The sequence below is a fragment of the Streptomyces sp. NPDC060027 genome, assembly GCF_042737005.1.
Classification (GTDB): domain Bacteria; phylum Actinomycetota; class Actinomycetes; order Streptomycetales; family Streptomycetaceae; genus Streptomyces.
The window spans coordinates 22,230-36,248 of record NZ_JBHWVI010000007.1 but is presented as its reverse complement, the minus strand read 5'-3'; the positions used below and the strand labels follow the sequence as shown (position 1 = coordinate 36,248).

Below are 14,019 nucleotides of genomic sequence, written 5' to 3'. Positions count from 1 at the left end.
CATGCGCATCGCGCATGCCGGTCCGGCGCCGAACCGAGTCCGACAACGGGCCGTCAGCCCGCAGTCACCTCGTATGTCCGGGTTTCCGTCATGAGCCGAACCACCTCCTCTCCTACGTGGGCAGCACTCTATGAAGACATCCGGGGAGCCTCAAGCGATTTACGGAGAGGGGAGCGGGACGGGTGCTCGTGGGGCGGACGGGGCGAAAATCCGGCGTACAACGATTTCGTCCAATCTTCGGGGAACGAGGTGTGGGCTGGGTCACGTTCGAGTTGAATGGAGACCAGTGAGCGAACTGTCGCGCCGTACACACGGACGCAGCCTGCAGGGGGTCCAGGTGAGTGCTTCCCGGCGTAGTGGGACCACCGAGCTGGGGCCGGACGAGCCCGAGCCGGATGGTTCCGATCTGCTTGCCGCGCTGCTGGACGGCATGGACGCGGCCCTGTGCGCCTTCGACGCCGACGGGACCGTGACGCACTGGAACCGCGAGGCCGAGCGCATTCTCGGGTGGACGGCGGCCGAGGCCGTGGGGCGGCACGGCTTCGCCGGCTGGGCCGTGCGGACCGCGGACGCCGAAGAGGTCGAGGCCCGGCTGATGTCAACGATGGAGGCCCCAGGCCGCCAGGTGCACGAGTTCGCCCTCCTGACAAAGGACGGCGGCCGCGTCCTCGTCCGCACCCAGTCCGCCGCCGTCCGCGGCCCGGACGGCAAACCCGCCGGGGTGTACTGCGCCTTCAGCGAGGTGCACGCCCAGATCGACCTCGAACGGTCCATAGCCCTGAGCGAGGCGCTGTTCGAGGACGCCAGCTGGGGCGTGGTGCTGGTCGACGCCGACCTGCGGCCCGCCGTGGTCAACGCGCACGCCGCGAAGGCACTCGGGACCGGACGCACCTCCGTTCTCGGCCGCCCCCTGGGGGAGCTGCTCTCCCAGGGCGTCGAGGAACTGGAGAGCGCCTTCACCCACGTCCTGTCCGAGGGCGCGCCGCCCGCGCCCGCGGAGTTGTGGGTGAGCGTGCGCACGCCGGAGGGCGAGAAGCGCCGGTGCTGGCGCAGCGGCTTCCTGCGGCTCGCCTCGCCGCTCGCCGAGGAACCCGTACCCCTGGGTGTCGGCTGGCTCTTCCAGGACGTGACCGAGGCCAAGCAGACCGAGCAGGAGGCGGCGCTGCTGCGCTTCCGCGCCAACCAGCTGCACCGCGCGGCGCGGGCCGCCGCGGAGTGCGAGGACCCGGGCGAGGCCGCCACCGTCCACCTCGACTTCGCCCTCGCGGGCTTCGCCGACCACGCCCTGGTCGACCGGGTGACCGGGGGCCGGCTCGTGGACGGGGAGGGGCCCGTACGGCTCGTCCGGACCGTCGCCACCCCCGCCGGGGCACCCGGGCCGAGCATCCTCACCGGCAAGGCCGGACTGCCCGTGCGCTACGCCGAGGGGCACCCCGCGCTGCAGTGCGTGGAACGCGCCGGGTCGGTACGGGCCGACGCGGGCGCGGCCGACGCCGAGCAGGCGCGCGAGTGGGCTCTCGCCCGCCAGTGGCCGCGCGACGCCGTGCACGCCCTGTGCGCGGTGCTGCGCAGCCGCGGGCGGACGCTGGGAGTCGTGACGTTCCTGCGGAGCGCGGGGCGCAGCAGGTTCGAGCGCACGGACGCGATGTACGCGGAGGACGTGGCCGTACGGATCGCGATGGCGCTGGACCTGGAGGAGCTGACGGGACGGCCCTGAGGCCGCCCCCGGGACGCGAACTCCTCGCGGCCTCCCCCTGGACCGTCGGGCCTGGAGCCGTCGGGCCTGGACCGCCGGGCCTGGGGCCGCTGGGCCTGGGCCCGCCGGGGGTGCGTGCCTCTGGGTGCCCCCCCGTACGTCCGCTCAGCGGCGGTAGAAGATCCGGTCCCCGTACTCCGTCATGATCCGTCCGTTCCACTCGTGGCCGCCGTCGACGTTGCCCGAGCGGAGCAGGGGCGGTTCGATGCCGCGGTCCGCGAGGGCGCCGGCGGCGGTGGCCATGACGGCCTGCAGGAGGGCCGAGGTGACGACGGTCGAGGCGGGGGCGAAGGGTGCCTCGATGGAGTCCACGGTGAGTTCCGCGTCGCCGACCGGGATCCTCGAGTCGAGGACGAGGTCGCAGTGGTCCTTGAGGTAGGTGCCCGACACGTGCCGGGACGTCGTCTCGGTGGCGTAGGCGACGGAGGTGACGCCGATGACCTTCACGCCCAGGGCGCGGGCGTTCATGGCCATTTCCACGGGGAGCGCGTTGCGGCCGGAGAGCGAGATGATCACCAGCAGGTCGCCGGCGCGGAGCGGGCTGGAGTCGAGGACCGCGCTCGCCAGACCGTCGACCCGCTCCAGGGCGGAGCCCAGCGTCGCGGGCATGACGTCGACGCCCACGACTCCTGGCACGGCGAGCAGATTCATCAGGGCGAGGCCGCCCGCGCGGTAGACGATGTCCTGCGCGGCGAGCGAGGAGTGCCCGGCGCCGAAGGCGAAGAGCCGGCCGCCGTCGGTGACGGTGTCGGCGATCAGGGCCCCGGCCGCCTCGATCTCCCCGGCGTCCTCGTCCCGTACCTGCCGCAGCAGGCCGATCGCGGCGTCGAAGAACTGCCCGGCCAGCTTGCTGTCGCTCATCGGCGGAGCCCCTTAGAAGTCTCGTCGCTTGGACGTCTCGTCGGCGTCGGGGTCGGCACGGGGCGGACGGGCGGCTGAACCGGTTCCCCGGTGCGGCCGTACTCCCCTCGTGTCGCGGATCACGTTGCGGTCTGGACCACTGCCCTGTCAATACGACCCTCGGGCGCGGTCCATGACGGTCGGAGGTGGTCCCGGGCGCCCCTGCCGCGGCCCGCGCGGGCGGGCCGGGGCCCGTGTCCGCACGGTTTCCGGGCACTCGGCGGCAAGCGGTTCGGACGGCGAGGCACGGTTGTCAGTGCTATGCGTCAGAATTGAGTTCAGGGCCAGCGCACACGCCGGTGGACCATCGAGTCTCCGGCAGAGCTAATCGAGGGGCACGAATGTCCGGACTGATCGACACCACGGAGATGTATCTCCGCACCATCCTCGAGCTGGAGGAGGAAGGCGTTGTCCCCATGCGCGCCCGGATCGCGGAGCGGCTCGACCAGAGCGGCCCGACGGTGAGCCAGACGGTGGCGCGGATGGAGCGCGACGGTCTGGTGGCTGTCGCCAGCGACCGGCATCTGGAACTCACCGACGAGGGACGGCGCCTGGCCACACGCGTCATGCGCAAGCACCGCCTCGCGGAGTGTCTCCTCGTCGACGTGATCGGTCTGGAGTGGGAGCAGGTGCACGCGGAGGCGTGCCGCTGGGAGCACGTGATGAGCGAGGCGGTGGAGCGGCGCGTGCTGGAGCTGCTGCGCCACCCGACCGAGTCGCCGTACGGGAACCCGATCCCGGGCCTGGAGGAGCTGGGCGAGAAGGACGGCGCCGACCCGTTCCTGGACGAGGGCATGGTGTCGCTGGCCGAGCTCGACCCGGGTCTGGACGGCAAGACCGTGATCGTACGGCGCATCGGTGAGCCGATCCAGACCGACGCGCAGCTGATGTACACGCTGCGACGGGCGGGCGTGCAGCCCGGCTCCGTGGTCAGCGTGACCGAGTCGGCGGGCGGGGTCCTCGTGGGCAGCGGCGGCGAGGCCGCGGAGCTGGAGGCCGACGTTGCCTCCCATGTGTTCGTCGCCAAGCGCTGACGCCGTCGGCGGGCGTACCGGCTTCCCGGTGCCCGCGCCTTCCGCGCCCGAGCCCCCGGTCCCCGGAACGGGTGCGCGCCCTGCCCGCGCCCGCGCCTCGGCGGACCGTGCCCGCGGTGCCCGGTCCTCCGGTGTCCGGACCTCCCGAGGCGTCCAAACCTCCCGGGGTGTCCGGACGTCCGGTGCCGATGCTTCCGGTGCCCGGGATTCCGGTACCCCGGGTTCCGGTGGCCGGAATTCCGGCGCCCGCCCGGCCGGTATCCATGGTTCCGGATATCGGCCTTTTCCCCGCCCGAGTTTCCGGTGCCCGCGAGGGGCAGCTCCCGGGCGTCGACGCAGGGGCCGGCAGTCGCTGACCTCCACGTCGGCGCCCGGGCGCACGCCGGACACCGTGGAGCGCCTTCCGTCCGGCGCACCCCTGGGTGTGTCAACTGCTGTGGCTGTAGGGGTAGTTGTGATGTTTTCGCGACCTGGCCGAAACCAAGATTCAGTGTGCGGAATCGCAGCGCCGGGACCATTTGCGTGCGAGGCTGTCGCGTGAGGCATATGACCTGAGGGCTCTTGACCGTGTCCGAGAGCGATGGTGTGCGGTCGGGGAGGGGGCGTAAGGATGTGCCGCAGATGTGGAGAGGGCCCCGGCGCCGTCTGGCGCCGGGGCCTGTCCTCCCCTGTGCTGACCCGGAGCCCCGAGCTCTCAAGGTCATTCCCCTCGGACCGTTTTCCCCGAGCGGTCCGCCTCCCGCTGAAGATCTCCCCGCGGCGGCGGCGGTCAATCCTCGCGGGTGGTCACTCGAACGAGGGGTGTTGCGGCCAGAAAGGCCATTCTCGAAACCCCATTCGATAACGTGACGGTGTGGCGGGAGTACACATACGGACACTGAGCAGCAGGAGCAGCGGCAGAAGCGGTACGAGTGGACCGGCCGGATCGAGCGGGAGCGAGCGGGTCCGAGCGAGCTAGGGGGGTGCCATTACCGATGGTGCGGCGCATCGACGTGACGGGAGCGGGCGGCGTACGCCTCGCCGCCTGGGAGTTCGCCGATCCTCCCAAGAGCGACCAGCCGAGGGCCTCCGAGGCGCCCGGCGTGCTGTTACTGCACGGCCTCATGGGCCGTGCCTCGCACTGGGCGTCCACCGCCCGCTGGCTCTCCGAGCGGCACCGCGCCATCGCCCTCGACCAGCGGGGCCACGGCCAGAGCGACAAGGGCCCGGAGGCCGAGTACACACGTGAGGCCTACGTCGAGGATGCCGAAGCCGCCCTCGACCAGCTCGGCCTCGGACCGGCCGTCCTCATCGGCCATGCGATGGGCGCCCTGACCGGCTGGCAGCTCGCCGCCAAGCGCCCCGATCTCGTCCGCGCCCTGATCATCTGCGACATGCGGGCCTCGGCACTGGGTGCCGCCTCGCAACGCGAGTGGGAGGACTGGTTCAAGGCCTGGCCCGTTCCCTTCGCCACGCTCGCCGACGTACGGAAGTGGTTCGGCGAGGACGACCCCTGGGTGGAGCGCCGCAACCCCTCCCGCGGCGAGTTCTACGCCGAGGTGATGCACGAGTGCCCCGACGGCTGGCGCCCGGTCTTCGAACCGGAGCAGATGCTCAAGTCCCGCCAGACATGGGTGTACGACGCCCACTGGGAGGAGCTCGCCCAGGTCCAGTGCCCCGCCCTGGTCGTACGGGGCCTCGACGGCGAGCTCGGCCGGGCCGAGTCCCAGGAGATGGTCCGGGTCCTGCCGCGCGGCCAGTACGCGGAGGTCGCCGACGCCGGCCATCTGGTGCACTACGACCAGCCGGAGGCGTGGCGAGCCGCCATCGAGCCGTTCCTCGACGGAGTACTCACCAGCTAGCACGGCCCCTGTCCCCGGCGGTCGGGACCGCCGGAGCGGGCACCGGCGCGTGACCCGGCCGGCGCCGCCCGGCGCGGGCTCACCCCTTGCTGACCGCAGCCAGGATCTCCGGCAGGCGCCGGGCCGTCCGGGGCGCCGCCAGCCGCAGCCCGAGCAGGGTGATCAGGGCCCCGTAGACGGCCCCCACGGGCAGCAGCAGCCAGCTCCACCGGTCCCCGTCCGCGCTCACGTTCAGCCAGATCGTGAGGGCGATGACGGGGGCGGCCAGCAGAGCGGCCGAGACCATGCCGCCGAAGATGGAGATCCAGGCGAGGCCGGCCTGACCGGGGGCCACGTTCTTGTAGCCCTCCTGGGGGATGGAGTACGGAAAGCGGGCCGAGGACCAGGCGCCGGTCGCCAGCATCGCGCCGAGCAGCGCGAAGGACAGGCCGAGCACCTCGGGCAGCTGCCGCCAGGCATCGAGCAGCGAGGTCGTCAGGACGGTCACGAGCGTCGCGTACGGCAGGGTGATCACCAGCAGGGCCAGCGCACGCCCGCGCAGTTCGACGTACGCGTCACGGGTGGAGGAGATCGTCATCGCGACCATCCAGAACGCGGACGTGTCCTGCCCGAACTGGTTGTACATCTGGATCCCGAGCATCCCCGCCGCGAAGCACGCGAAGTAGACCGTGCCGGTCCCCTGAAGGGCGTTGAACACCGGCACGATGAGCCCGATGGCCAGCGAGGTCACCCACGCCGCCTTGGTCTTCGGATCGCGCCACACGTACCGCAGACTGCGCTCCATGACCGTGCCGGTGCGCCCGGCCGGCAGCAGCCGCCCGATCCCCGACGCGCCCCGGTCCCGGGCGGCGGGCTCCGCCGCCTGGAGCGTCGACCCGTCGGGCGAGGTCATCAGCCGCGTCAGATGGCGGGACCAGAGGGTCAGCAACCCCGCCAGGGCGGCCGCGCACAGCGCGAGTTGGGCGATCCCGCTGCCGTACGATCCGTCGCTCACCGAGTCCACCGCGCCGATCGCCGACGCGGGCGGCACCCAGCGCAGCACGTCCGCCACCGGGTCCAGCGTCGACAGCCCGCCCGCCGAACCGAGGCGCTGCGCGCCGAAGTTGACCAGCTGCACGCCGACCGCGACGACCAGTCCGCTGAGCACCGCCAGATCGCGGCCCTTGCGGCTCGACAGCAGCCGGATGTTGGCGGCCGCGACGGCCCGCGCGAGGGCCACACAGACCAGCAGGGCGAGGACGAGCGCGACGGCCGCCGTCACGTACGCCGCCGTCCCGTGCGCGACCGAGGTCACCGAGCCGACCAGCAGACAGAGAGTGAAGAGCGGCCCGATGCCGACCAGTGAGGCGGCCAGCAGCGCCCGGACGAGCGGCTGCGGCCGCAGCGGCAGCATCACCAGCCGCGTCGGATCGAGCGTCTCGTCGCCACCGGGGAAGAACAGCGGCATCACGGCCCAGCCGAGCGCCGTCACCGTCACGAGCGCCACGGCGACGGTGGTGGCGTGCGCGTTGCCGCGCAGCGCGATCAGCCCGATCAGCTGGAGCGCGGCGACGAACAGGACGAGCACCAGGGAGACGAGGTAGGCGGCCCGCCGCCCGGCGGACTGCCGCAGCCCGTTGCGCAGGAGCGACAGCTTCAGACGGACGACGACGGGAGTGATCGACGCGGCGGAGACGCCGGGGCCGGCGCTCACCGGGGAGCCCCGCCGCCCAGCCAGTCCAGGTCGGTCGCGGTGCCGCGGCCGTGCGCGCCGACCAGTTCCAGGAAGGCCTGCTGGAGCGAGGGCGCGGTGCCGCGCACCTCCGCGAGCGGGCCGTACGCGCGGATGCGTCCGGCGGCCATGACGGCGACCCAGTCGCACAGCGACTCGACCAGCTCCATCACGTGGGAGGAGAAGACGACGGTGGCGCCGGAAGCGGTGTACCGCTCCAGGACACCGCGGATGATCTGCGCCGAGACCGGGTCGACGCCCTCGAACGGCTCGTCGAGGAAGAGGACTTCGGGGTTGTGGAGGAGGGCGCAGGCCAGACCGATCTTCTTGCGCATGCCGGTCGAGTAGTCGACGACGAGTTTGTGCTGCGCGCCCGCGAGGTCGAGGACGTCGAGGAGCTGGGTGGCGCGCTTGTCGACCTCGGCACCGGGCAGGCCGCGCAACCGGCCGGTGTACCCGAGCAGTTCCCGCCCGGAGAGCCGCTCGAAGAGCCGGAGCCCCTCGGGCAGCACGCCGATCCGTGCCTTCACCTCCACCGGGTCGCGCCACACGTCGTGGCCGACCACCTCGACGGTGCCCTGATCGGGCCTGAGCAGCCCGGTCACCATCGACAGGGTGGTGGTCTTGCCGGCCCCGTTCGGACCGACGAGCCCGATGAACCGGCCCGCGGGCAGCTCCAGATCGATCCCGGCGACGGCGACCTGTTCCCCGAACCGCTTCCAGAGCCCTCGCACGCGTACGGCGGGCACGTCGTCGTCCTTCGCTCCCTCGGTCATGTAGGCACCCTAAAGGCCGACGGGCCGGCCCGGGGTGTGGAGAACCGCGCGACCAGCCACGACGGAACGCGGCCGCCGGACCATCGCTCCGGCGGCGCGGATCGCGTTTCGCTACCGGTCCCGTCCGCAGGCGTAGGCCAGTGGCGAGATCAGCTCCTCCGCGTCCGGCAGCCAGCGGTTCGCGTGCGTCGGCCGGCAGGCCCACTGCACGGCACCCCGGGAGCCGAACCGGGTGGGCGGCGCGGCCACATAGGCACCCTCGCCGAGCGCGACCAGGTCGAGCGAGGCCGGCGGCCAGCCCAGCCTCCGTACGAGATCGGGCACCTTCGCCGCGGCGCCGGGAAGCACGAAGAAGTGCATGCGCCGGTCCGGCGTGCAGGTCACAGGACCGAGGGTGAGCTCCATCCGCTCCATGCGGGCGAGCGCCAGGAACCCGGCCGACTCGGGCACGTCGATGGCGTCGAACGTACGCCCCGTGGGCAGCAGGATCGACGCCGTCGGCTGCATCGACCAGAGCCGGCGCGCGACGGTCGCACTGCCCGTCGCCTGATTCGCCCAGTCCTCGCGCGCCGGATGCGCTCCGGGCACGGCACAGGCCGGCTCTCCGCAGGAGCAGTGCTGCACCCCGTCGGCCGCTTCCAGCCACGTGCCGGGGAACACGTCCCAGTGGCGTTCCTCGGCATAGCGCACGGCGGCTTCCTGCAGCGATTCGCCACGCTGCTTCGGGATCTGTGCGGACTCGGTGCCTGCGATGGTCTCTTCCACGTGGGACTCAACTCCCGGGTCCACCGCGGGTTACGGGGGACACGCGCGCTGGGGAGGGGCATCGATTCCGTGCCTGGGGCGCATGGATGCACGTGTGGGGGCGCGCAGGAGGAACGGCAGCCGGTAGTGGGTAATCAGGGGTGGGGTCGGGCAACCGCCCTTACCCCGGCAATCCTCACATGTCTCGCATCTTCGGCATGTCTGCGGGGCATTGATCTTCCTGGCCGACTTCTTTCGACGGGTCGGCCGGTGAAGACACGTCAACTCGGTGCGTGGGCAGGCACCGCAGCCACAGGGGGTACGCCATGGCCGCAAGGCCACTCATCGCCAGGCAGCCGAACGAACGACTGCAGGCACTCATCCAGGAAGCGGGCTGCTCGAACGCCGGGCTGGCTCGCCGGGTCAACATGTGCGGGGCGGAACACGGACTCGATCTGCGCTACGACAAGACGTCCGTGGCGCGCTGGCTGCGCGGCCAGCAGCCGCGTGGACGGGCTCCGGCGATCATCGCCGAGGCGCTCGGCCGCAAGCTCGGCCGGACGGTCACGATCGACGAGATCGGCATGGCCAACGGCAAGAACCTCGCGTCCGGCGTCGGTCTCCAGTTCTCGCCGACGATACTGGGCGCGATCGAGCAGGTCTGCGAGCTGTGGCGGAGCGACGTTGGGCGGCGGGACTTCCTGTCCGGCTCGTCCGTCGCCTCCTCCGCGCTCGTCGAGCCGAGCCGCGACTGGCTGATCTCGTCGCCGGACTCGCAGGTCGCCCGCTCGGCGGGCCCGCGGGTCGGGCTCTCCGACGTGGCGGCGGTCCGCGCGATGACCCAGGCTCTCGTCGAGCTCGACCACCAGTACGGCAGCGGGCATGTGCGCCCGGTCGTCGTGCACTACCTGAACAGTGTGGTCTCCGGGCTGCTCGCCGGCTCCTACCGGGAGGCGGTCGGACGTGAACTGTTCGCCGCCGTGTCCCGGTTGACGGAGCTCGCCGGCTACATGGCCATCGACACCGGTCAACCCGGGCTCGCCCAGCGGTACTACATCCAGGCACTGCGGCTCGCCCAGGCGGCCGGGGACCGCGGTTACGGCGGTTACGTCCTCGCCGCGTCCATGAGCCACCTGGCCGCCCAGCTCGGCAACCCGCGCGAGATCGCGCAGTTGGCGCGCGCGGCGCAGGAGGGGGCACGCGGGCGGGTGACGCCGCGAGCGGAGTCGATGTTCCTCGCGGCCGAGGCGCGCGGGCACGCGCTGATGGGCGACGCACGTGCCGCGCAGGTGGCGTCCGGGCGGGCCGTGACCGCTCTGGAGGGCGCCGACGCGGCCTCCGGGGACGACCCGACGTGGATCGCGCACTTCGACGAGGCCTATCTGGCCGACGAGTTGGCCCACTGCCACCGGGACCTCGGCCAGGCCGAGGCAGCCGCGCGGTGCGCCGAGGAGTCTCTCGCCGGTCATCCCGAGTCGCGTGCCCGCCGCCGCGCCATCGGCTATGTCCTGCTGGCCACGGCACAGGTCCAGCAGCGCGAGGTGGAGCAGGCCTGCAACACCGGTCTGCGCGCCGTCGAACTGCTCGGCACGCTCCGTTCCAACCGGGGCGCCGAGTATCTGGAGGACCTGCAGCAGCGCCTGGAACCGTTCCGGGACGAGGCGGTGGTACGGGAGTTCGGGGCGCGCATGGAGTTGCAGGCGGCGGCGTGAACGCACGGGTGGGGCACGTGGGTTGAGTGTCCGTGTCCCGGCGCGGACGGACCGGTGCGGGTCCCGGCGGGGGCGCACGCCGCGTGCGCCCCACGGGAACCGCGGCGCGCGGGATGCGGGGTGCGGGGTGCGGGGTGCGGGGTACGGCGTACGGCCGGGCCGTATCGGCGCGGGGCGCGCTCGCGCGATCGCCGGGGTCCGGTGCGGGCGTGATCGTTTATCTCACGCTCCCTGCCGCCGCGCACGTGAACATATGGCCTGTACCGGCGTGAACGCCGGGAAAACGAGAGCGCTGTGAGCGGAGGAAGTGAGATACAGCGCATTCGGGGGCGGTTTCGTTACCCGTGTCACAGGGTGCGGGGGTCGGGTTCCGTGCTGCGTGGCACCGGGCTGCGGGGACCCGGTAGCGTGAGCCGACGATCCCGAAGGTCCCCCATTCGTAGGAGTCCCGGTGACGCAGAGTGGACAGGGCGAGGAGCCCTCGGCGCGGCCCGCGCGCGAAGGCATCGTGCTGCCCTCCGACGGCAGCGAGCCGCTGCTGCCGGGTACGACGGGTGACAGTGCCACCCCGGCGGGTGGTCAGGCCTGGGGCAGGCCGTGGGGCCCCGACCAGCCGGCCGCCCCGGCGCCGCAGCCCGGCGACGGCTGGGGAGCGCCGGGGAACGGCACCCAGGCGTGGGGCGCCGCCGAGCCGTCCCCGCCGACGCCCTCCACCCCGGAGTGGGGCGCCTCCGCGTCCTCCGGGTCCCAGGGCTGGCCTGCTTCGGACCCGCACGGCTCCCAGCAGGCGCAGGGCTTCGCCCAGCCGCAGGCGTCCGGCGCCGGACCGCTGCCGCCCGAGGCCGCGCAGGCGTCGTCGTACGGCGCGCGGAACGGCTATGCGCCGGGGGCGCACGGCTCGCAGGCGGCGTCCGGCTACGACGGCTATGACGGCTACGGGGCCCAAGGACAACAGGGGCAGCAGGGACAGCACACCGGACAGTCCGTGCCGCTTCCGCCCGGCGGTGATGACGGGGCGACCCAATACATCCCCTACATTCCGGCCGCCCCGGGTGGCGACGAGGGCGCGACGCAGTTCATCCCGCCCGTCGCCGCCGCGCCGGACGGCGCCACCCAGTACATACCGCCGGTGGGACCGGGCGCGCTGCCGCCGGAGGTCCAGGCCGACGCGACGCAGTTCCTCGGGCGGACGCCGCAGGGCGGCCCGGGTGCCGGATCCATGCCGCCCGCGGCCGGTTCGGACGCCGATGCCACGCAGTACATCGCTCCCGTGCCCGCGCAGTCGGCCGGGTCCTACGGAATACCCTCCGGCGCGCCGGAGGAGCGACAGCCCCCCGCCGAGTTCGACAACCTCTTCCGCAGTGAGCCGGAGGTGCACGGGTCGACGCAGATGATGCCGCGCATCGACGCGTCCGCACCCCAGGCCCCGCACGACGCGTACGGCGCGCAGGCCGCGCCCGGCGCACCCGGGGGCCGGGCCGCCGCACGGCGTGGCGGCGCGTCCGACGGCGACGGAGCGGGCGGCGGTGGCCGCAGCCGTTCGCGCGTCCCGGTGATCGCGGCCGTCGGCATCGGCATCATCGTGCTCGGCATCGGCGCCGGAGCGGCACTCAGCGGCGGCGGAGGCGATGACGGCAAGAAGGAGGACACCGGCAAGCCGGTGTCCGCGTCGGCGCCCGCCACGCAGGGCTCGTCGGCACCCGCCGCCGACCCGGCGAAGGCGCAGGCCGTCGAGCTGGACAAGCTCCTCGCCGACAGCAGCGACAGCCGTGACGCGGTGATCAACGCCGTGGCGGACGTGAAGGTGTGCAACAACCTCGACCAGGCGGGCAGTGATCTGCGGGACGCGGCCAAGCAGCGGGGCGAGCTGGTGACCCGGCTCTCCGCTCTCGCGGTCGACAAGCTGCCGAACCACGCCGAGCTGTCCTCCGCCCTCACCAAGGGCTGGAAGGCCTCCGCGGCGGCCGACAACCACTACGCGGCCTGGGCCGACCAGGTCAAGGACAAGAAGGGCTGCCGCAAGGGCCACGCCCGCACCACCGGTCAGACCCTGGCGGCCAACACGGCCAGCGGTACGGCCTCCACCGAGAAGGAGAAGGCCGCGAGGCTGTGGAACTCCATCGCCTCCAAGTACGGCTTGACGCAGCGGGCCCGCACCCAGCTCTGACCCCTCCGGGTGGCCGGGGCGGGAGCCGCCCCGGCCGTGGACGACGTCCGTCCGGAGTGTTTCCGTCCTAGTCCGCGTTCTTCAGCGTCTTCGACATGGTGACGAACCCGCGCCGTGCCGCCGTCAGCTGACCGTTGCGTACGACCTGGAACGTCACGTCGGAGTTGATGAGGCGCGGGAAGCCGACGGCCGCGATCATGTCCTCGAAGCGCCAGCTGAGCGTCGGCGTGAGCCCGCCGGTGCTCACCTTCAGGCCGTTGTCGAGCGTGCGCCGGATGGTGAGCGAAGTGACCTCGCCCGAGCCGATGGACTCGATGACCTTCTTCAGCACGGTGTAGGCGATCCAGGTGGTCTGCACCCCGGAGTCGTCCGGCTCGATCCGGTTGTCGCCGAAGGCCTGCTCCTTGATCACCTTGCGCATCCGGTCCCAGCGAGGGTCGCTCGCCGTCGGGTACCAGCCGGTGACGTACGAGCCCTCGTAGGGGCCCGACCTGCCGCCCGTGGCGTCGATCTGCGACTGGTCGACGCTGCCGATGACGGTGCCGGTGCGTACCTTCGGGTAGCTCGTGCTGTCGCGCCGGAACGAGTCCATGAAGGTGTTGGTGCGGTCGCCGAGCGCGGGGACCACACAGCCCCGCACGGCCGCGTCTGAGGTCGCGTGCCGGAGCGCCTGCTCCGTCGGCACGGAGTACTCGGTGGCGTCCTCGGCCGCCCGCTGGTCCGCGGCCTGCGCGTGTCCCTGCGATTTCAGGCCGGAGTTGAGCAGCACCGGGAGCTCGTCACCGGCGATGGTGTCGGGGCGGATGAGCGAGACCGGGCCGCAGTTCCTGCCGAGCTGCTCGCCGAGGCCGGCCAGCAGGGCCGGCTGGCCGCCGTTGACGGGGTAGGAGAGGGGGCTGGTGAACTCGTCGTCGGTGACGCCGTAGCCCCCTATGTAGGGGATGCCCGCGCTTTGCAGCGGGGCGAGGAACGATGTGCTGTGCTGGCTGTACGAGCCGACGACCGCGACGACGTTCTCGGCGGCGGCCCGCTCGGCGCAGTGCGCGGCGGAGACCGACTCGTTGTGGTCGTTGCAGGTGAGGACCTCGAGCTTCCGGCCGTTGATGCCGCCGTGGGCGTTGACCCAGCGTGCGTAGGCCTTCGCCAGCGCCGGCATTCCGGGCTTGTTGGTCGCGCTGGTCTTCTCCGGGGCCCAGGTCATCACCCTGACGGGGCCATCCCCGGAGCCCCCCGTGGCACCAGGGATGGCCCCGCACCCGACGGTGACCGACGCGCACGCCACCAGCGCGCTCGCGTACAGCAGCGTGGCCTTTAAGGGCCGGGGCGGAGCGGGGGAGGTGGTGCGAGTACGTCGCCTACCGGTCATGGACAGGCACGA

General features: G+C 72.5%; 10 protein-coding genes. 5 read left to right on the top strand and 5 right to left on the bottom strand.

What is annotated here, in order from left to right:
* Positions 1–337: 337 nt before the first annotated feature.
* On the top strand, positions 338–1,717 hold the full coding sequence (locus tag ACFWBT_RS03400) for a PAS domain-containing protein (protein ID WP_385695270.1): 1,380 nt from the start codon (positions 338–340) through the stop codon (positions 1,715–1,717).
* Between the two features lie 144 nt (positions 1,718–1,861).
* Here the strand turns inward: ACFWBT_RS03400 and ACFWBT_RS03395 are convergent, their stop codons facing one another.
* The gene (locus ACFWBT_RS03395) at positions 1,862–2,617 is read right to left on the bottom strand and encodes an SIS domain-containing protein (protein ID WP_385695267.1); all 756 of its coding nucleotides are present in this window, start codon (positions 2,615–2,617) and stop codon (positions 1,862–1,864) included.
* Positions 2,618–2,997: 380 nt separating this feature from the next.
* On the opposite strand from ACFWBT_RS03395, the gene ACFWBT_RS03390 reads away from it, so the two are divergent.
* A complete protein-coding gene (locus ACFWBT_RS03390; protein ID WP_385695264.1) occupies positions 2,998–3,690 on the top strand; it encodes a metal-dependent transcriptional regulator in 693 nt (230 codons plus the stop codon).
* A gap of 974 nt (positions 3,691–4,664) precedes the next feature.
* Positions 4,665–5,531, top strand: a complete 867-nt coding sequence (locus ACFWBT_RS03385; protein ID WP_266759890.1) for an alpha/beta fold hydrolase — start codon at positions 4,665–4,667, stop codon at positions 5,529–5,531.
* Positions 5,532–5,610: 79 nt separating this feature from the next.
* Here the strand turns inward: ACFWBT_RS03385 and ACFWBT_RS03380 are convergent, their stop codons facing one another.
* From ACFWBT_RS03380 to ACFWBT_RS03370, 3 genes are all read right to left on the bottom strand, one after another.
* Positions 5,611–7,248, bottom strand: a complete 1,638-nt coding sequence (locus ACFWBT_RS03380; RefSeq protein ID WP_385695374.1) for a transporter — start codon at positions 7,246–7,248, stop codon at positions 5,611–5,613.
* Positions 7,221–8,018, bottom strand: a complete 798-nt coding sequence (locus tag ACFWBT_RS03375; RefSeq protein ID WP_385695261.1) for an ABC transporter ATP-binding protein — start codon at positions 8,016–8,018, stop codon at positions 7,221–7,223. The genes ACFWBT_RS03380 and ACFWBT_RS03375 overlap by 28 nt, the downstream gene beginning before the upstream one ends.
* A gap of 111 nt (positions 8,019–8,129) precedes the next feature.
* Positions 8,130–8,783 carry a bifunctional DNA primase/polymerase gene (locus ACFWBT_RS03370; RefSeq protein WP_385695258.1) on the bottom strand — a complete coding sequence of 218 codons (654 nt, stop codon included), beginning with the start codon at positions 8,781–8,783 and terminating at the stop codon, positions 8,130–8,132.
* Between the two features lie 305 nt (positions 8,784–9,088).
* Between ACFWBT_RS03370 and ACFWBT_RS03365 the strand changes: the two genes are divergently transcribed.
* Positions 9,089–10,474, top strand: a complete 1,386-nt coding sequence (locus ACFWBT_RS03365) for a transcriptional regulator (protein WP_385695255.1) — start codon at positions 9,089–9,091, stop codon at positions 10,472–10,474.
* A 451-nt stretch (positions 10,475–10,925) separates the two neighbouring features.
* Complete coding sequence (locus ACFWBT_RS03360) at positions 10,926–12,641, top strand: hypothetical protein (RefSeq protein WP_385695252.1); 1,716 nt, start codon at positions 10,926–10,928, stop codon at positions 12,639–12,641.
* A gap of 67 nt (positions 12,642–12,708) precedes the next feature.
* Here the strand turns inward: ACFWBT_RS03360 and ACFWBT_RS03355 are convergent, their stop codons facing one another.
* Positions 12,709–14,007 carry an ABC transporter substrate-binding protein gene (locus ACFWBT_RS03355; RefSeq protein WP_385695249.1) on the bottom strand — a complete coding sequence of 433 codons (1,299 nt, stop codon included), beginning with the start codon at positions 14,005–14,007 and terminating at the stop codon, positions 12,709–12,711.
* Positions 14,008–14,019 lie beyond the last annotated feature (12 nt).